Consider the following 17,049-nt stretch of genomic DNA (forward strand, 5'->3'; position numbering starts at 1 on the left):
TCTCCTTTGATCCCAATCTAGGGCCGTGCGGGTCCGATCTCAAGCGGGGGCAGAAGGTTTGCGCCGGTCCAATCGGCGATCAACGCAATCGTGAGCGCCCAGCCGAAAGAGGCCAGCGTGCCAATGATCACATATTCCGAATGTTTCTGATCCTTTGACGCCGTGCCAAAGCGCAGGATGGATTTGGCCGCGACCAGAAACCCGATGCCCGCCGGAATGCCGGTGCCGATGAACAGGCAGACAAGGCCCCGTTCCAGCCAGCCGATAGTGCGCCCCGCCTGCGGCAGCCCGCTGTTGCCCATGCGGGCGGCATAGCGGCGCATGAGAAGACCCACCGCAAATTCGCCGCCGCGCAGGGCGAAGATGAGGGTGATGACGACAAGGATGCCATGCAGGACAAGGTCGAGCTGGTCTGGGGCGATCAGGCCCGGCCAAAGACCGGTCGCCCAAAGGTCCGGCGCGAAGACCGCCACCGCGCCGATGGTGGCCATATGGGCGGCCTGATCGGCAAGGAAGGGGCCGATGCCACCGCGTGTCAGCCGCGCCTTGGCAAGGTCGATCAGCACATGGACGGCGGCAAGGACCAGAAGGGCAGGCGCGGCCCACTGCCCGGTCGCGACCTGCGCGGTCAGAAGCACCAGCGCCCCATGCAACAGCAAAGCCCCGGCCCGCCCCTTGTTCTGAACGATCCAGCGGTTTTGCAGCACGAAATCCGCGACAGCATGGGCCAGAAGCAGGGCGAGAACGGTTTCGATCATGGGTCGACCTTTTCAGCGAAATACAGTGCTTGTTGAAGGAAGTTGTAGCCCGCAGCGTCCAAAGATTTTGTTGCCGCCTGCCGGGAAATGCCGAGTGCCTCGGCGACATCCGTCATCGTTCGCGACTCATAGTTGAATATTACTTGTTTCACAGCGGCGGATTGTGCAGCGGTCCAGCCTTGAGAGATTTGGTCTGCAAGGGTTAAGGTGGCAGCCTTGTCTTTGAAATCGTCGTGCAGGAACCGCCAGCCAAGTCGGCGCGAGGCTTTCAAAGTTTCTAGTGCAAGCCCAGAATTTACGAAAACGTCCTGCGTGGCTGAATTCAGGTTGCTGGGAAGCTCACCGTCCACCTGCCCATCAGCGATTCCGATGTAGGTGTCAAAGTTTTGTCCCAACGTCTTGACTGCCGCGCGAAAGCCCAGCGCCGCGCGGAGGTAGAGTCCCGGTTCGGACAGTACGACTTGCCAGCCGTCACCTCTGTGTCGGGTGAACCGCAAGGACCTCTCTTGAAGTGCGCCGAGTCTTTCGGATGCGTCCGCAAGGGCCGCCATCGCCCGGTCAATGCTTTCCGGCGGCAACTCGGTAGAATTCACGAGATCACCGGTCAGGACAGCGATTTGATGCTTGGTCTCAGTCATGCATCCAAAATAGGGTGCATATGGCGAAATGCAACCCATTTTGGGTGCGTTTCTCGGTGTGCACCCAAAAAAGGGTGCGCTTTACATAAATCCCAGTTCAAGCCGCGCTTCGTCGGACATCATGTCCATGCCCCATTGCGGTTCCCAGGTCAGTTCAACCTCGACATCCTTGACCCCGGCAACCGGGCCGATGGCGTCGGAAATCCAGCCGGGCATTTCACCGGCCACGGGGCAGCCGGGGGCGGTTAGGGTCATGATGATCTTCACCTCGTTTTCATCATTGATATCAATGGTGTAAACAAGGCCAAGGTCGTAAATATTGACCGGGATTTCAGGGTCATAGACCGTGCGGCAGGCCTCTACGATGCTATCGTAAAGCGGATGATCCGTCGATGACGGCTGGATCAGCGGTGCGCCTTCGAGGTGGCCGGTGGCTTCGGTCATGATGCAGGTCCCATAATTCCTGACCGTTCATATAGGGTTTTGGGCCGGGGGCGTAAAGGGCGCGAAAGAAGCCAATATCCTTCGCGCCCCTTGGATCATTCGCCGTAGGGCACCCAGATGTTTTTCACCTGCGTGGCCCGGTGCAGAAATTCGCGCCCCTGCCCGGCGGGGCCGGTGAAATCACGGGTGCCCGCCACCTCGGTCCAGGTCTGTTTCAGGTTCCCGGCCGAGGCGGTTTCGACCATCGCGCACCCTTCGGCGCTGCCGAAATACCACATGGCGGCGACGTCGTCGTGGTCGGCCAGCGTTTTGGCCAGTTCATCGCGCGGGCCGGTGACAAGGTTCACCACACCGCCCGGAAGGTCCGAAGTGTCGAAGACCTGATAGAGGTCAGTCGCGGCCAGCGGGTGCGACTGGCTGGGCAGGGCCACGACGGCATTACCCATCGCGATGGCGGGCAGGACCAGCGACATCAACCCCAGGAGCGGCAGGCTGTCCGGGCAGGCCACGCCCACCACGCCAAGGGGTTCATTCATCGCCAGCGTGACATAGGGGTTCGACGTGGAATGCACCGCCCCGTCGAATTTATCCGCCTGCGCGGCATACCAGAAGGCCCGGCGCAACGTGGCGTCCACCTCAGCCTCTGCGGACTTTTTCGACTGGCCAAAGCTGTGCAGCCGGTCGGCGAATTCGCCTGCTCGGGCCGACAGGTTCTCGGCGAGGTAGTATAGGACCTGCGCCCGGTTGTGACCGGTCGCCTTGCCCCAGCCCGCGGCCTTATGCGCGGCCTCGACCGCGTTGCGGATGTCTTTGCGGTTGCCAAGACCGGCCATGCCGACAGGCCCCTTCGGCCCGGTCACCTGATAGACATAGCCGCTGTCGGGCCGGGCCTGCTTGCCGCCGATATACATCTTGGCGGTGCGGTCGATCGGCTGCGCCGGGCCGGACAGTGCGGGCAGCGGGTCGGGCGTGGCGGGGCTGGCTTCGGGCTTGCCCGGTTTGCCGGGGCGGGCCGGGCGCAGATAGGCCATCATCCCTTCGCGCCCACCTTCACGGCCAAATCCGCTTTCGCGGTAGCCGCCGAACCCGGCGGCGGCGTCGAACAGGTTGGTGGCGTTGATCCAGACCACGCCCGCCTTAACCTTGGCCGCCACGTCCAGCGCAAGGTTCACGTTTTCCGACCAGACCGAGGCTGCCAGCCCGTAGTTGGTCGCATTGGCCAGCGCCAGCGCGTCTTCGGGGGTGCGGAAGGTGGTCAGGGTGACCACGGGGCCAAAGATTTCTTCGGTGGCGAGGATATTGGCCGGTTCCACGTTCTCGGCCAATGTCGGCGGGTAGAAACAGCCCTGCGGCGCGGTGCCTTGCGTGATCGCCGCGCCGGATGCCTTGCCCTGATCCACAAGGCTTGCAATCCGGTCAAGCTGCACCGGATGCACGATCGCCCCCATGTCGATGCTTTTGTCCAGCGGGTCGCCGACGCGCAGTTTCGTCATCCGCTGTTTCAGCAGTTGGGTGAAGCGGGGCGCGATGCTTTCGGCGACAAGGATTCGCGACCCGGCGCAGCAGACCTGCCCTTGATTGAACCAGATCGCATCGACCACGCCTTCGACGGCGGCGTCGATATCGGCATCTGCAAAGACGATGAAGGGGGATTTTCCGCCCAGTTCCAGCGTCAGCCCCTTGCCCGATCCGGCGGTCTGGCGACGGATGATCCGACCCACATCGGTCGAGCCGGTAAAGGCGAGTTTGTCGATGTCTCCGTGGCCGACGATTGCGGCCCCCGTGGCCCCGTCGCCGGTGACGATGTTCAGCACGCCCTTGGGCAGACCAGCCTCGGCGGCGATCTCGGCCAGCGCCAGCGCGGTCAGGGGGGTATATTCAGCGGGTTTCAGGACAACGGTGTTGCCCGCGGCCAGCGCCGGGGCCACCTTCCACGCCAGCATCAGCAGGGGGAAGTTCCACGGGATCACCTGACCGCAGACACCCTGCGGCGTGGCGCCGGGGAATTCATCGGCCATGATCTCGGCCCAGCCCGCGTGGTGATAGAAATGGCGGGCCACCAGCGGCACGTCGATGTCGCGGGTTTCGCGGATCGGCTTGCCGTTGTCGATGGTTTCCAGCACCGCAAGAAAGCGGGCGTGCTGCTGCACATGACGGGCCAGCGCATAAAGGTGCTTGGCGCGGGCATGGCCGGGCAGGGCGGCCCATTTCGGCTGGGCGGCGCGGGCGGCCTTGACGGCCATCTCCACATCCTCGGCCGTGCCTTGGGTCACTTGCGCGATCTCGGCCCCGGTGGCGGGGTTCGACACGGCAAAGCACTGGCCGGGTTTGGTGAACTGGCCGTTGATGAAATGGCCGAAGCCGCCGGAATGCTTGTCCAGCCAGCTTTGCGCGATCTTGGCGTCTTCGGGGGCCGGGCCGTAGTCCATGGTCTCAAGGATCTCTGTCAGGGTGGGCATGGGGTGGCTCCTTTACGCGATCGCGTGGCGGTGGGCGGCGGCGTAGCGGCCCGTAACATGGTGTTCAAGCTGGCGTTCGATGTCGCCCAGCATGGAAGAGGCGCCGAGCCGGAACAGGTCCGGTTGCAGCCAGCGGTTGCCCATTTCCTCTTTCATCAGGATCTGCCAGGCGATGGCGTCCTTGGCGGATTTCATGCCGCCCGCGGGCTTGAACCCAACGTCGTGCCCGGTGGCGTCCCGGTAATCGCGCAGGGCACGCACCATGGTCAGCGACACGGGCAGGGTGGCGTTGACCCCTTCCTTGCCGGTGGAGGTCTTGATGAAGTCCGACCCGGCCTGCATCGCCACCATCGAGGCGGCATAGACGTTGCGCAGGGTTTGCAGGTCACCCGTGGCAAGAATGGCCTTCAGATGGGCGTCGCCGCAGGCCTCGCGCATGGCGGCGACCTCGTCATAGAGCGCGGACCAGTCCCGGTTCAGCACATGTTCGCGGGTGATGACGATGTCGATTTCTTCCGCGCCTTCCTCGACCGCATAGCGGATTTCGGCCAGCCGCAGGTTCAGCGGCATCAGCCCCGCTGGAAACCCGGTCGCGACCGAGGCGACGGGGATGCCGGTACCTTTCAGCGCCCGGACCGCGTGGCCGACCATGGTCGGGTAAACGCAGACCGCGCCGGTGTGCAGCCGGTCCAGCCCGAGGCCCGCCATGATATGCGGGGCAAGCGGCTGGCGGGCCTTGGCGCAGAGGCGCCGGACCCGGCCTTCGGTATCGTCGCCCGCCAATGTGGTCAGGTCGATGCAGCGGATCGCGTTCACCAGCCAGGCCGCCTGATACGTCTTCTTGACGGTGCGGCGGGTGGTCAGTTGGGCAGCGCGGCGTTCGGCGGCGGTGCGGTTCACGCCGTGGCCTTCGAACATGGCTGTATCCAGCGCCATGCCGGGGTTGCGGGCGTGGTTGGCCCCGTGGGTAGGGGTGTCGGTCATTGGGAAGTCTCCAATGCATGGGCGGCGGTGGCCGCGTCGGTGATGAGTGTATTGACGAAACCCGCGCGCAGGGCGGCGCGGGCGATGGCATGTTTGTCGGTGCCGGTGACAACGCCGATCCGGCGGTCGTGACTGTCCAGCTGGTCCAGTTTCAGCCCGATGGTGCGGGCGTCGATCCCGGCGGATGCAATCTGGCCATCGGCGGTGACAAAGCGGCCAAGGATGTCGCCCACCGCGCCCGCGACGCGCAGGCGTGCAATCTCCTCGCCCGTCAGGTTGCCGGAGTGCAGGTGGGCGCTGTCGTCGGTCATCGCGCCCATGGAAAAGCACAGGACCGGGGCGGAGCGGGCAAGCGACAGGACATCCGCGACGATCTTGTCATCCTCCAGCACGCGGGCGGTTTCGGCCCGGCCAAGAATGGCGGGGACGGGCAGGGGGGTGAACCGGCCCTGACCCTTGCGGGCGAAAGTGGCGGCCACGTCGTCATGGCCGCTGGCCTGCGGTTTCGGGGCGACGGTGCCGTTGATCTGCACAACACGGACTCCATCGGCCCAGCCCATCGGCAACCAATGGGCCACCTGTGCCATGGTCCGGCCCCAGCTGACCCCGATCAACTCGGGCGAGGGGCGCAGGGCGGCCAGATAGCGGCCGGCGGCCTGTGTCACCGCCTCGGGCCCGGCCTCGGTCCCGATGACCACGGCATCGCGCAGCCCAAACCGGGCGACCAGCGCGGCCTCCAACGCGGGTTGGCGCAGGTCTGGGGGGAGGATCTCGATCCGGACAATACCCTGATCACGGGCCTCTTGCAAAAGGCGGGCCACTTGCCAGCGGTTCAATCCGGTTTCCGAGGCGATCTCGGTCTGGGTGCGGTCCTCGGCCCAGGCCATGCGCGCGACCTGCACCATCAGATGGGTGCGGGTGTCGTCTTGGGGCAGGCGTTGAGCTTCGGCAGACATGGGGAATCCTTTGGTGCAGCACGGTCAGTATATCACAACTGTGATGAAGTTCAACATTTGTGATTGGACGGTCGGCAGGGGCTTTCTTTCGGCACGATTTCGGCTATCACCCGCCCGACCCAAATGCGGACCGAACCCATGACCAAGTTCTCCTTTGCCCTGAAAACCACCGACGGGAAGGCCCGGACCGGCGTGATCCACACGCCGCGCGGGGATATCCGCACCCCTGCCTTCATGCCCGTGGGCACCGCGGCCACGGTCAAGGCGATGATGCCGGAAAGCGTGGCGGCGACCGGGGCCGACATCCTGCTGGGCAATACCTATCACCTGATGTTGCGTCCGACGGCGGAACGGATCGACCGGCTGGGCGGGCTGCACAAGTTCATGAACTGGAACAAGCCGATCCTGACCGACAGCGGCGGGTTTCAGGTGATGAGCCTCGCGGAGTTGCGCAAGCTGACCGAGAAGGGCGTGACCTTCCGCAGCCATATCGACGGATCGCGGCACGAGATCACCCCGGAACGGTCGATGGAAATCCAGAAGCTGCTGGGGTCCGACATCGTCATGGCCTTTGACGAATGCCCGGCGCTGCCTGCCGACCGCGACAGGATCGCGTCCAGCATGCGTCTGTCGATGCGGTGGGCACAGCGGTCCCGCGATGCCTTTGGCGACCGGCCCGGTCATGCGCTGTTCGGTATTCAGCAGGGCGGGCTGGAAGAGGATTTTCGCGCCGAAAGCGCCGAGGCCCTGACGCGGATCGGGTTCGACGGCTATGCCATTGGCGGGCTGGCGGTGGGCGAGGGGCAGGACGCGATGTTCGCGGCGCTGGACTATGCGCCCGACCAACTGCCCGTGGACAAGCCCCGCTATCTGATGGGGGTGGGCAAGCCCGATGATATCGTCGGCGCGGTAAAGCGCGGTGTCGACATGATGGATTGCGTGCTGCCCAGCCGGTCAGGCCGCACCGGGCAAGCCTGGACCCGGCGCGGGCAGGTCAACATCAAGAACGCGCGGCACGCGGACGACCCGCGGCCATTGGACGAACATTGCACCTGTCCGGCCTGCACCAATTATTCGCGGGCCTACCTGCACCATGTGTTCCGGTCGCAGGAAATGATTTCGGGAATGCTGCTGACCTGGCATAATCTGCATTATTTTCAGGAGATTATGCAGGGCATGCGCGAGGCGATTGCCGAAGGGCGGTTTGCCGCTTGGGAAGCGGCGTTTCACGCTCAGCGGGCCGAGGGCGATATCGAGCCGGTCTGATAGCCGCGGACCGGGGGGACTGGCGCTAGACCCCAACAGTCAGGCAGGTTTGCCTGTCAGGGCCTGCGTGGGGACCACGGTCCAGCGGTGGTTGCGCTGCAATTGCGTGGCGAAATTGTGCAGCTCATCCCCGAAACAATCGTCGAACCAATGCTCAAAGGCCAGCCGAATCGGCATGGCTTCCTGTTCCAGCCGGGTGTCGACCTCGCAGCGGCCAAGTTCGGGTTCGTTCAGGCAGATGGTCATCATCACGTCGTCGGCGCCGGTTGGGTCCACCCGTTCCAGAAGGTAGCGCGCCCGCTTGTGCGGCACCCGTTCAAGGAAGGTCAGGGTCATTTCCTCGGGCGTGTCATCGGGGCGAGCGAAACGCAGATAGATGGTTTCGGCATCGTCGGCATCCTTGTCGAAATCGACAAGACGGCCGGTCCAGTGATCTTCGGGGTGGGACTCGCCGGGGATTACCGCGTTCCAGACCTGAACGGCGGGCAGATTGACCAGCGACTTGCGGGTGCTGACAAGACCGAGGCGCAGCGGCAACCGATCGGTCCATGACCCGTGCAGCGCGGCATGGGCGGCAAGGATACAGACAATCGCGGTGCCGGGAAAAATTTGGGCGGGCAGGGGAAGAAGCGCCGCAATCACAAGACCCAGCGACAGGCTTTCGGCCATGCCACGATAGTTTGGCGCTAGCGCGATGATGAAGAGCCCGATGACGGCCATTAGGACGCCAGTTCCGATCGCCCCCAGTCCCGGCCCGAACAGCAGGGCGTGGGCAAGCATTCCTGCGACCCCGGCAAAGATGATCCGACGCTTCTGGCGAAGGAGATAGGTGAGCATAGGCACGATCCTGACGGTCTTGTTTCGCGCCACCCTGACCGCGAAATCTGGCAAGACAGCGGCACAGAGCGGGTCATTTTCGCGCGAACCCTGCCAATCGAACAGATTTCCCGACGATGGTCCCTTGCAGCGGGTCGATGCCAAAGGCATTCTGCGCCGACCCAGACACGGTTGATTTGGCGGCACACCGGCCCCATTTGTTAAAACCGAGAAGAGGAGACGCCGGTGGCTGCCACCAAACGGGGCCCGGTCGCGTCTTGCCAGAACAAGGAAACGAGCATGCAAGAACCCCTCGCCACGTCCTACCCGGTGCTGCCGCTGCGCGACATCGTGGTGTTCCCGCACATGATCGTGCCGCTGTTTGTCGGCCGCGAGAAATCGGTGCGGGCGCTGGAAGAGGTCATGGCCGATGACAAGCAGATCCTGCTGTCCAGCCAGATCGACCCGGGTCAGGACGACCCCGATCAGGACGGGATTTACAAGGCCGGCGTGCTGGCCAATGTCCTGCAACTGCTGAAGCTGCCCGATGGCACCGTGAAAGTGCTGGTCGAAGGCAAGGCGCGGGTGCGGATCACCGAATTCCACGAGAACGACCGGTTCTTCGAGGCAAGCGCCGAATATCTGACGGAATTTCCCGGCGAGGAAAGCGAGCTGATCGCCCTTGTCCGGTCGGTTTCTGAAGAATTCGAACGCTACTCGAAAATCAAGAAAAACATTCCAGAAGAAGCACTTGCAGCGGTTTCTGAAACCTCTGAACCGGCGCGGCTGGCCGATCTTGTGGCTGGCCACCTTGGGATCGAGGTCGACCAGAAGCAGGAGCTTCTGGAAACCCTGTCGATCAGTGAGCGGCTGGAAAAGGTCTATGGCCTGATGCAGGGCGAAATGTCGGTCCTGCAGGTCGAGAAGAAGATCAAGACCCGCGTCAAGAGCCAGATGGAGCGCACCCAGCGCGAGTACTATCTGAATGAGCAGATGAAGGCCATTCAGAAGGAACTGGGCGACGGCGAGGAAGGCGCGAACGAGATCGCCGAGCTGGAATCCCGGATCGCCGAAACCAAGCTATCCAAGGAAGCCCGCGACAAGGCCGAGGCGGAGCTGAAAAAGCTCAAGTCGATGTCGCCGATGTCGGCCGAGGCGACTGTCGTTCGCAACTACCTTGACTGGATGTTGTCCATCCCGTGGGGCGTGAAATCGCGCACCAAGAAAGACCTTGGCCATGCCGAAAAGGTTCTTAACGCCGACCACTATGGTCTTGAAAAGGTTAAGGAACGCATCGTCGAATACCTTGCGGTGCAGCAGCGGTCGAAGAAGCTGAAGGGGCCGATCATGTGCCTTGTCGGCCCTCCGGGCGTCGGCAAGACCAGCCTTGGCAAATCCGTGGCCAAGGCCACGGGACGCGAATTCATCCGTATTTCGCTGGGCGGGGTGCGTGATGAAAGCGAGATTCGCGGCCACCGCCGGACCTATATCGGGTCGATGCCCGGCAAGATCATCCAGGCGCTGAAGAAGGCGAAGACCACCAACCCGCTGATCCTTCTCGATGAGATCGACAAGATGGGGCAGGATTTCCGGGGCGACCCGGCGAGCGCCATGTTGGAAGTGCTGGACCCGGAACAGAACTCGACCTTCGTGGACCACTACATGGAAGTGGAATACGACCTGTCGAACGTCATGTTCCTGACCACGGCGAACTCCTACAACATGCCCGGCCCGCTTCTGGACCGGATGGAGATCATTTCGCTGGCCGGCTACACTGAGGATGAAAAGCGCGAGATCGCACGTCAGCACCTGCTTCCGAAAGTGATGAAAAACCATGGGCTTAAACCCAAGGAGTTCACGCTGGATGACAGCGCCCTGACAGCGATGATCCGCACCTATACGCGCGAAGCCGGGGTGCGGAACCTTGAGCGCGAAGTGGCCAAGGTCGCCCGCAAGGCGGTAACCCGGATCGTCAAGGGCGAAACCAAGCTGGTGGAAGTCACCGACGCCAATATCGACGATTTTCTCGGGGTGCCGAAGTACCGTTACGGTCTGGCCGAAAAGGAAGATCAGATCGGCGTGGTCACCGGGCTGGCCTATACCTCTGTCGGGGGCGAGATCCTGTCGATCGAGGCGCTGCGCCTGCCGGGCAAGGGCCGGATGAAGACCACCGGGAAACTGGGCGATGTGATGAAGGAATCTATCGACGCGGCCAGTTCCTATGTTCGGTCCATCGCGCCGCAGATCGGGGTGAAGCCGCCCAAGTTCGACCGCTTGGACATCCACGTCCACGTGCCGGATGGGGCGACGCCCAAGGACGGGCCGTCGGCAGGTCTGGCGATGGTGACGGCCATCGTGTCGGTGCTGACCCAGATCCCGGTCCGCAAGGACATTGCCATGACCGGCGAGGTGACGCTGCGCGGCAATGCCAGCGCCATTGGCGGGTTGAAGGAAAAGCTGCTGGCGGCCCTGCGCGCCGGAGTGAAAACCGTGCTGATCCCGACCGAGAACGAAAAGGACCTGCCGGAAATCCCGGATAACGTGAAGGAAGGGCTGGAAATTATCCCGGTCAGCCATGTGTCCGAGGTTCTGGAACATGCGCTTGTGCGCAAGCCGGAGCCGATCGACTGGGACGAGGAGGCCGAGGAAGCCGCAGCGGCGGAACGGGCCTTGTCCGGATCGCCAGAGGATAGCGCGACGGCCACCACCCACTAGGGACCCTTGGAGCGAAAGCAAAAGGCGCGGTGAAAACCGCGCCTTTTGTCGTTCAGGTCAATGCGATGTCCCTATCAGGATTCTTCCACACCTGTCGAGCTGGACATCGCCGCCGCGATCAGTGCGATCAGGATCAGCGGGATGATCAGGCCGGCGGAAGAGGACGAACCGGCCTGCTCTTCGACGATCACCGGGGCCATTTCCATGACCGGTTCAGCCATGCCACCGGCAAGGGCGGCACCGGCGGTGCCCAGAAGGGCGGTGGCGGATGCGAGGATTTTCTTCATCTTGGTCTCCTGGTCGTTCAGATGTTGTTTCGCGGATCAGAGGTCTTCGGACCCGGTCGAACTGGACATCGCCGCCGCGATCAGTGCGATCAGGATCAGCGGGATGATCAGGCCGGCGGAAGAGGACGAACCGGCCTGCTCTTCGACGATCACCGGGGCCATTTCCATTACGGGTTCGGCCATGCCGCCAGCAAGGGCAGCACCGGCGGAAGCCAAGAAAGCGGTGGCAGTTGCTAGGGTGGTTTTCATTGGGTCTCCCAACCTTGAAAAGGGCGCGTCGCGCCGATTAGTCCGGATTGACTTCGGAAGTGCTGGACGACATCGCCGCCGCGATCAGAGCGATCAGGATCAGAGGGATGATCAACCCGGCGGAAGAGGAGGAGCCAGCCTGCTCTTCCACGATGACGGGGGCCATCTCCATCACGGGTTCAGCCATGCCACCGGCAAGGGCGGCGCCGGCGGTGCCCAGAAGGGCGGCGGCGGATGCGAGGATTTTCTTCATGAAATACTCCTACGTTTCAATAAAGGGGTTCAGACGGGTCAGTTGATTTCAGACGATCCCGACGAGGACGACATTGCCGCCGCGATCAGCGCAATCAGGATCAGCGGGATGATCAACCCGGCGGAGGACGACGACCCGGCCTGTTCTTCGACGATGACGGGGGCCATTTCCATGACAGGCTCGGCCATACCCCCAGCAAGAGCGGCCCCTGCCGACAGGGCAAGCGCACAGCTTGATAGAATGATGTTCTTCATAGCAGACCTCATTTGTTTCATTTGGCGCATCTGGCAGCACGCCGGTTCCCCATGTCCTCCAACTCTGGCCTGTCGGGGACGTTGGGTCAAGCATGGGTTTCCATGCCTTTTCCGCCGAAAATGCATGGTTTTGCGTTGTTTCCGCTGGCATTTGCCGGGTCGAGCGATCAGCATCGCGCAAGTCGGGTTATGGTGTTGAAGCGGAAAGGCAGGGCGTCGATATGGCGAGAAAGACAAAACCAGTGGTGTTGGACGTCAAGGCACCGGAGGCCGAAACGACGCCGGAGGTGGTTCAGACAATCGGGCGCAAGGAGTTTATCGCGCGGGTCAGCTCTGACAGCGGGCTGAAACCCAAGGATGCCCGCGTTGCCGTCGATGCGGTGCTGTCTGCATTGGCTGCGGCGCTCCGCGACGGGCAGGAAATGAACCTGCCGCCGCTGGGCAAGATCAAGCATGTGAAGTCCAAGGACATTGGCGGCGCAAAGGTCGCGACGGTCCGGGTTCGCATCCCGGAACAGGGCGTCAAAAAAGCCGGATCAGACCCCCTTGCAGAGATGGGCGAGGAAGGCTAAAGACCCGCCAACGGGTGATTAGCTCAGTGGTAGAGCGCTTCGTTCACATCGAAGATGTCAGGAGTTCGAATCTCTTATCACCCACCATTCTTCCTTTGAAACGCGTCCCAACCTGGCGCGTTTTTGCTTTCGGGGGTCAGGCGGGCGGGCTATCCCAAGCGCATGAGCCTGCCCGAGATCATCATCGCCCGCCACGGACAAACCGAATGGAACCGCGCGGGCCGCTGGCAGGGGCAACTCGATTCGCCCCTGACCGACAAGGGCCGGGATCAGGCCTGTGGGCTGGGGCAGATATTGCTTCGGGAAGGGGTCGGGCCCGGCAACTGGTCCTTCCTGACCAGCCCGCAAGGACGATCGGTGGAAACCGCCCGGATTGCCCTTGCGTTCATTGGGGCTGAAGCTCGCGCCGATGATGCGCTGCGCGAAATCGGGGTCGGCGACTGGGCCGGTCTGACGACCGAGGAGATCGAAGACGGATGGCCGGGCGCAGAAGATGAGCCGTTCATCGAACGATATTCCCGCGCACCCGGCGGCGAATCCTTCGATGCGCTTTGGCATCGCGTGGGAATGGTACTGGCCGGGCTGACCGGGCCGACCGTCATTTTCACCCATGGGATCACGTCGCGATTCCTGCGAACCCGCGCGCTGGGTTGGACGCTTGCCGATCTGATGGAGCTGCCGGGCGGGCAGGGGTGCCTGTTCCGCATTCAGGGCCAACATCACGACGTTCTTTGGCCCTGACACGCAGGCCCTTGCGGGGCCGGGCCGAAGCGGCTAAACGGCGCGGGTCGGGTGGTTAGCTCAGTTGGTAGAGCGCTTCGTTTACACCGAAGATGTCGGGGGTTCGAGTCCCTCACCACCCACCATTTCCCAGCTACCAGTCCATGTGGAAATCGAACCAGTCCTGAACCTGTTGAAGGCGGCTGCGGGCGACGGGAATCGTCGGCAGGTCGGACAGGTCGAAATCGGGCAGGTGAATGGTCCCACGTGCGCCGTCGCGAGTCAGCCGGGGACAGGCGTGGCGGCACACCCACCAGGACCGGTGCGGGCGGACGCCATCGCTGTCGTGCAGCTGGTCGATCACATCGCCCAGTTTGGCGCGTTGGACGATGGTTTCCTGTTTCGTCACGACACGCAGGTAATGCTCCTCGGACGCGATGTAGCGCAGGTTGTCGACCCGGATGCGGCGATCGCCAATCTCGATCAACCGGGGCCCGGTGGGCGGGTTGGAGAGGGGGGCGGGGGCCTGTTGGCCGTTTGCCGCGTCCGTCTCTTCCTGCAGGCCGGCAATCCCGTAGGTCGACAAAAGAAACCGCATGAACAGCACTTCGACGATCAGGAGCGTGACCAGAAGAAAAGGGAAGGCGGCAAGATGATCGAATTGATAGGTGTCATCGACCAGTCGGCCCTGCACCCAGAGCATGGCCAGAAAGACAATTGTGAATTCGGCCGACGACAGGAGGGGCAGGTATATCCGTCGAGTAGGACGTTTGAAGGTGAGCATCGACAGGCAGGCAAACGCCAGGAGTTTGAGAAGGATCAGCAGGCCTGCACCGAATTGCCAGATTAGCACTTCGTACAGAAGGGGCATGTGACCCCTGTAGCCGTGCGGGTTGGTGCCAAAGATCGCGACGGCCACGAGACAGACCAAACCGATTGCGCGCCAGTTGGAAAGCAGGGTCCAAATCTGAACGAAGGACAGCCGGTGCGCCCTGCCAAACATGTCAACCAAACGCATTTCATGACAAAACAATGGAGAAAAGCCCCGATTTTGATCAGATCGGTTCCTGAGCATGGGCTGGGGTCCGTTTTCGTTCATCGAGTAGTCTGTAACCGTTTTCCAGTGCATCGAGGTTGAAGAGTACGCCCCTTGGCGCGGTCGCGGAACGGACGACCGCGCCCCTGTGCCGCTTGCTTGGTGCGTCTGATCAAATCCTTCCCGCCACGCTAGCCGGACGACCGGTTCGGTTCAACAATCGCATCGCTTTGCGGGACGGTTTTTTCGCAGGATTTGGATCGTTCTGTTCGGGTCCGTCGGAGATGAAATCCGCGTCGTGTCGAAAATCCGAAAATTGCGCCGAACGGCGCTTGACGGGGGGCGGGCCTGCCCGTAGAAGGCGCCTCACGTTCGGTCGAATGGCCGAAAGACAGATACGCGGTTGTAGCTCAGTTGGTTAGAGTACCGGCCTGTCACGCCGGGGGTCGCGGGTTCGAGCCCCGTCAACCGCGCCACTGTCTTTCTTGCCCGACGCAGACGTATGCGCGGTTGTAGCTCAGTTGGTTAGAGTACCGGCCTGTCACGCCGGGGGTCGCGGGTTCGAGCCCCGTCAACCGCGCCACTTTCCCCTCTTGCTGGACGATGAAAGACCAGAACACCTCTGCTTGGTCTCGGGCTTGTTATATTTGCAAAATGACATATGTAGGGACTGCCGATAGGAGGGTCCCGTGCAGTTTCTTGATCAAATCCCGTGGAATATCGTCATCATCGCCGCCCTGACGCTTGGGCTGGCGCCGTTCTTTCCGGAACCGCATATCTGGGAGAAGCTGAAGATGCTGGTGGCCGGAACGTTGTCGCGCCCGGTCGATATCTTTGACCTGCTGATGCATGGCGCACCGTGGCTTTTGTTGATTGCCAAGGGGCTGCGAGAAGTGTTGCGCGGTCAGGGGGCCTGACCGCGCAGTTCATTTGCCGGTGACGATTAGCGCGACAGGGCGTCCAGCACTCGCGCCCAGCTGCGGATACCCTTGTGGAGTGACCCACGTCCCGGAAACGCTCCGGTGGAGCGTTTCAGCGGGTCACGGGCGGAGCCCGACAGAGTTTCCACCGTCGGGCGATTTCTGCTTAGCGCGACAGCGCGTCGAGGACCCGAGCCCAGCTGCGTATGCCTTTGTGGAAACTCTGCACATCGTATTTTTCGTTCGGGCTGTGGATGGCGTCGTCGTCATTGGCGAAGCCGATCAGCATCGCGTCCATTCCGAGGATCGTCTTGAAGTAGCCGGCGATCGGGATCGAGCCGCCCATGCCGACCAGCACCGCCTCGCGGTTCCATTCGTCCGACAGGGCCTGCCGGGCCAGTTCAAACTCGGGCCGGTCGGTGTTCATGACCGAGGCGGGCGCCCCTTCCAGATCGTTGTCCCAGGTCACGCGGGCATCAGGCGATAGCCGGTCCTCGACATGTTTGCGGACCTTGATCCGCAGGTCGTCGGGGTCCATGTCGCCCACAAGGCGGCAGGTGATTTTGCAATGGGCCTCTGCCGGGATCACGGTCTTCGACCCGGCCCCCTGATAGCCGCCCCAGAGCCCGTTCACCTCGAGCGTGGGGCGCGACCATTGCTGTTCCAGCGTTGAGTAGCCCGCCTCGCCATGGGGGCGGCTGTAGCCGACTGAGCTGAGATAGGTTGCTTCGTCAAAGCCCGAATTTTCCCACTGGCGCAGGATCTCGGCCGGGACCTCGTGAACGCCGTCATAGAACCCGTCGACCGCAACCCGGCCGGTGTCATCGTGGAAGGACGCGACGATCCGGGCGATTTCCTTCAGCGGGTTCAGGCCGGGGCCGCCGTAATGGCCCGAATGCAGGTCGATCCGGGGGCCGTGGATTGTGAATTCGTCCTTCAGCATCCCCCGCAGTTGCGAGGCGATGGAGGGCACGCCGGGCGAGACCATGGAAGTGTCGCAGATCAGGGCGATATCACTGGTCAGCTCTGCAGCGTTGTCCTTCATGAAGGGGATGAGCGAGGGCGAGCCCGATTCTTCCTCGCCTTCAAAGAAGAAGGTGATGGAGCAGGGCAGGGTGCCATTCACGGCGGTCCAGGCGCGGCAGGCTTCGACGAAGGTCATCAACTGGCCCTTGTCATCGGACGATCCGCGCCCCCGGATGACCTTGCCGTTCGGGGTGTCCTCGATCCGGGGATCGAAGGGCGGGGTCTTCCACAGGTTCAGCGGGTCCACCGGCTGCACGTCATAATGGCCGTAGAACAGAAGATGTGGCCCGTCGCCCCGGACGTGGCCCACCACCATCGGGTGGCCGGGCGTGGCACGCTTTTGCGCATCGACGCCCATGGATTGCAGGTCGGCCACCAACCAATCGGCGGCCTTGTCGCACTCTGCCTTAAAGGCGGGGTCGGTTGAAATGGATTCGATCCGCAGAAGGGTCATCAACCGGTCGATGGCGGCGTCCAGATCGGTGTCGATACGCGACAATACCTGATCGAGGCTCATGTCAGGGGCTCCGTGTTTGTTTGAATTTGGGCGCAGGTTACGCCCCTTGTGGCCACTGTCCATGGCAAACCCTGTGCGAATATGCGGAAGGGGCGGCAAATTGTAGCGTATTGCGACAGGGGGCATGGGGTTATATGACCCTTGAAATACCTTTGGCCCCTCGCGCCAAAGAGGCTGCT

At 62.6% G+C, this 17,049-nt stretch carries 18 protein-coding genes and 4 tRNA genes; 9 read left to right on the top strand and 13 right to left on the bottom strand.

Going from position 1 to position 17,049, the window contains the following annotated elements; genetic code table 11:
* Nucleotides 1-17: 17 nt before the first annotated feature.
* The 6 genes from U3648_RS08185 to U3648_RS08210 form a co-directional block, all read right to left on the bottom strand.
* A complete protein-coding gene (locus tag U3648_RS08185) occupies nt 18-758 on the bottom strand; it encodes a DUF3307 domain-containing protein (protein WP_420858748.1) in 741 nt (246 codons plus the stop codon).
* Complete coding sequence (locus tag U3648_RS08190; protein WP_420858749.1) at nt 755-1,396, bottom strand: hypothetical protein; 642 nt, start codon at nt 1,394-1,396, stop codon at nt 755-757. Before U3648_RS08190 ends, U3648_RS08185 begins: the two co-directional genes overlap by 4 nt.
* A gap of 81 nt (nt 1,397-1,477) precedes the next feature.
* A complete protein-coding gene (locus U3648_RS08195; RefSeq protein WP_129680810.1) occupies nt 1,478-1,840 on the bottom strand; it encodes an SUF system Fe-S cluster assembly protein in 363 nt (120 codons plus the stop codon).
* A 95-nt stretch (nt 1,841-1,935) separates the two neighbouring features.
* Nucleotides 1,936-4,299 carry an aldehyde dehydrogenase family protein gene (locus U3648_RS08200; protein ID WP_420858750.1) on the bottom strand — a complete coding sequence of 788 codons (2,364 nt, stop codon included), beginning with the start codon at nt 4,297-4,299 and terminating at the stop codon, nt 1,936-1,938.
* Between the two features lie 12 nt (nt 4,300-4,311).
* On the bottom strand, nt 4,312-5,283 hold the full coding sequence (deoC, locus tag U3648_RS08205) for a deoxyribose-phosphate aldolase (RefSeq protein ID WP_420858751.1): 972 nt from the start codon (nt 5,281-5,283) through the stop codon (nt 4,312-4,314).
* Nucleotides 5,280-6,239, bottom strand: a complete 960-nt coding sequence (locus tag U3648_RS08210; protein WP_420858752.1) for a sugar-binding transcriptional regulator — start codon at nt 6,237-6,239, stop codon at nt 5,280-5,282. Before U3648_RS08210 ends, deoC begins: the two co-directional genes overlap by 4 nt.
* Nucleotides 6,240-6,377: 138 nt before the next feature.
* On the opposite strand from U3648_RS08210, the gene tgt reads away from it, so the two are divergent.
* A complete protein-coding gene (gene tgt, locus U3648_RS08215) occupies nt 6,378-7,505 on the top strand; it encodes a tRNA guanosine(34) transglycosylase Tgt (RefSeq protein ID WP_420858753.1) in 1,128 nt (375 codons plus the stop codon).
* Nucleotides 7,506-7,544: 39 nt separating this feature from the next.
* On the opposite strand, the gene U3648_RS08220 is transcribed toward tgt, so the two are convergent.
* Complete coding sequence (locus U3648_RS08220) at nt 7,545-8,342, bottom strand: hypothetical protein (RefSeq protein WP_420858754.1); 798 nt, start codon at nt 8,340-8,342, stop codon at nt 7,545-7,547.
* Nucleotides 8,343-8,621: 279 nt separating this feature from the next.
* Here U3648_RS08220 and lon point away from each other — a divergent pair, with 279 nt between their 5' ends.
* Entirely contained in the window at nt 8,622-11,036 is a 2,415-nt protein-coding gene (gene lon / locus U3648_RS08225) for an endopeptidase La (RefSeq protein WP_420858755.1), read from the top strand.
* A 74-nt stretch (nt 11,037-11,110) separates the two neighbouring features.
* On the opposite strand, the gene U3648_RS08230 is transcribed toward lon, so the two are convergent.
* From U3648_RS08230 to U3648_RS08245, 4 genes are all read right to left on the bottom strand, one after another.
* Complete coding sequence (locus U3648_RS08230; protein WP_420858756.1) at nt 11,111-11,323, bottom strand: hypothetical protein; 213 nt, start codon at nt 11,321-11,323, stop codon at nt 11,111-11,113.
* 36 nt (nt 11,324-11,359) lie between these two features.
* Complete coding sequence (locus U3648_RS08235) at nt 11,360-11,506, bottom strand: hypothetical protein (RefSeq protein WP_420858757.1); 147 nt, start codon at nt 11,504-11,506, stop codon at nt 11,360-11,362.
* 103 nt (nt 11,507-11,609) lie between these two features.
* Nucleotides 11,610-11,825 (bottom strand): hypothetical protein, encoded by a 216-nt coding sequence (locus U3648_RS08240; RefSeq protein WP_420858758.1) that lies wholly within the window; start codon nt 11,823-11,825, stop codon nt 11,610-11,612.
* A 38-nt stretch (nt 11,826-11,863) separates the two neighbouring features.
* Nucleotides 11,864-12,079: a hypothetical protein gene (locus U3648_RS08245; protein WP_420858759.1), complete on the bottom strand. Its 216-nt coding sequence runs from the start codon at nt 12,077-12,079 to the stop codon at nt 11,864-11,866.
* Between the two features lie 221 nt (nt 12,080-12,300).
* On the opposite strand from U3648_RS08245, the gene U3648_RS08250 reads away from it, so the two are divergent.
* The 4 genes from U3648_RS08250 (at nt 12,301) to U3648_RS08265 (ending at nt 13,517) form a co-directional block, all read left to right on the top strand.
* Nucleotides 12,301-12,651, top strand: a complete 351-nt coding sequence (locus U3648_RS08250) for an HU family DNA-binding protein (protein ID WP_420858760.1) — start codon at nt 12,301-12,303, stop codon at nt 12,649-12,651.
* Nucleotides 12,652-12,663: 12 nt separating this feature from the next.
* Nucleotides 12,664-12,738: transfer RNA gene (locus U3648_RS08255), tRNA-Val, on the top strand.
* Between the two features lie 75 nt (nt 12,739-12,813).
* Nucleotides 12,814-13,392, top strand: a complete 579-nt coding sequence (locus tag U3648_RS08260; protein ID WP_420858761.1) for a histidine phosphatase family protein — start codon at nt 12,814-12,816, stop codon at nt 13,390-13,392.
* Nucleotides 13,393-13,441: 49 nt separating this feature from the next.
* Nucleotides 13,442-13,517: transfer RNA gene (locus tag U3648_RS08265), tRNA-Val, on the top strand.
* A gap of 8 nt (nt 13,518-13,525) precedes the next feature.
* On the opposite strand, the gene U3648_RS08270 is transcribed toward U3648_RS08265, so the two are convergent.
* Complete coding sequence (locus U3648_RS08270) at nt 13,526-14,290, bottom strand: LytTR family DNA-binding domain-containing protein (RefSeq protein ID WP_420858762.1); 765 nt, start codon at nt 14,288-14,290, stop codon at nt 13,526-13,528.
* A gap of 516 nt (nt 14,291-14,806) precedes the next feature.
* Here U3648_RS08270 and U3648_RS08275 point away from each other — a divergent pair.
* The 3 genes from U3648_RS08275 to U3648_RS08285 all read left to right on the top strand — a co-directional run bounded on the left by U3648_RS08275 (nt 14,807) and on the right by U3648_RS08285 (nt 15,324).
* Nucleotides 14,807-14,883: transfer RNA gene (locus U3648_RS08275), tRNA-Asp, on the top strand.
* 30 nt (nt 14,884-14,913) lie between these two features.
* A tRNA-Asp gene (locus U3648_RS08280) sits at nt 14,914-14,990 on the top strand.
* Nucleotides 14,991-15,096: 106 nt separating this feature from the next.
* Nucleotides 15,097-15,324 (top strand): RND transporter, encoded by a 228-nt coding sequence (locus U3648_RS08285; protein ID WP_129680836.1) that lies wholly within the window; start codon nt 15,097-15,099, stop codon nt 15,322-15,324.
* A 169-nt stretch (nt 15,325-15,493) separates the two neighbouring features.
* On the opposite strand, the gene U3648_RS08290 is transcribed toward U3648_RS08285, so the two are convergent.
* Nucleotides 15,494-16,870: a M20/M25/M40 family metallo-hydrolase gene (locus U3648_RS08290; protein ID WP_420858763.1), complete on the bottom strand. Its 1,377-nt coding sequence runs from the start codon at nt 16,868-16,870 to the stop codon at nt 15,494-15,496.
* Between the last annotated feature and the right edge of the window lie 179 nt (nt 16,871-17,049).

It is taken from the genome of Marivivens marinus (assembly GCF_035969385.1).
GTDB lineage: Bacteria > Pseudomonadota > Alphaproteobacteria > Rhodobacterales > Rhodobacteraceae > SELP01.

What these genes read in the sequence shown, in the direction of transcription:
- U3648_RS08260 (WP_420858761.1), top strand. Translation starts at nt 12,814, where the DNA reads ATGAGCCTGCCCGAGATCATCATCGCCCGCCACGGACAAACCGAATGG.
- U3648_RS08235 (WP_420858757.1), bottom strand. Translation starts at nt 11,506, where the DNA reads ATGGCCGAACCCGTAATGGAAATGGCCCCGGTGATCGTCGAAGAGCAG.
- U3648_RS08190 (WP_420858749.1), bottom strand. Translation starts at nt 1,396, where the DNA reads ATGACTGAGACCAAGCATCAAATCGCTGTCCTGACCGGTGATCTCGTG.
- U3648_RS08200 (WP_420858750.1), bottom strand. Translation starts at nt 4,299, where the DNA reads ATGCCCACCCTGACAGAGATCCTTGAGACCATGGACTACGGCCCGGCC.
- U3648_RS08245 (WP_420858759.1), bottom strand. Translation starts at nt 12,079, where the DNA reads ATGAAGAACATCATTCTATCAAGCTGTGCGCTTGCCCTGTCGGCAGGG.
- U3648_RS08250 (WP_420858760.1), top strand. Translation starts at nt 12,301, where the DNA reads ATGGCGAGAAAGACAAAACCAGTGGTGTTGGACGTCAAGGCACCGGAG.
- tgt (WP_420858753.1), top strand. Translation starts at nt 6,378, where the DNA reads ATGACCAAGTTCTCCTTTGCCCTGAAAACCACCGACGGGAAGGCCCGG.
- deoC (WP_420858751.1), bottom strand. Translation starts at nt 5,283, where the DNA reads ATGACCGACACCCCTACCCACGGGGCCAACCACGCCCGCAACCCCGGC.
- U3648_RS08290 (WP_420858763.1), bottom strand. Translation starts at nt 16,870, where the DNA reads ATGAGCCTCGATCAGGTATTGTCGCGTATCGACACCGATCTGGACGCC.
- U3648_RS08230 (WP_420858756.1), bottom strand. Translation starts at nt 11,323, where the DNA reads ATGAAGAAAATCCTCGCATCCGCCACCGCCCTTCTGGGCACCGCCGGT.
- U3648_RS08210 (WP_420858752.1), bottom strand. Translation starts at nt 6,239, where the DNA reads ATGTCTGCCGAAGCTCAACGCCTGCCCCAAGACGACACCCGCACCCAT.
- U3648_RS08220 (WP_420858754.1), bottom strand. Translation starts at nt 8,342, where the DNA reads ATGCTCACCTATCTCCTTCGCCAGAAGCGTCGGATCATCTTTGCCGGG.
- U3648_RS08185 (WP_420858748.1), bottom strand. Translation starts at nt 758, where the DNA reads ATGATCGAAACCGTTCTCGCCCTGCTTCTGGCCCATGCTGTCGCGGAT.
- U3648_RS08195 (WP_129680810.1), bottom strand. Translation starts at nt 1,840, where the DNA reads ATGACCGAAGCCACCGGCCACCTCGAAGGCGCACCGCTGATCCAGCCG.
- lon (WP_420858755.1), top strand. Translation starts at nt 8,622, where the DNA reads ATGCAAGAACCCCTCGCCACGTCCTACCCGGTGCTGCCGCTGCGCGAC.
- U3648_RS08240 (WP_420858758.1), bottom strand. Translation starts at nt 11,825, where the DNA reads ATGAAGAAAATCCTCGCATCCGCCGCCGCCCTTCTGGGCACCGCCGGC.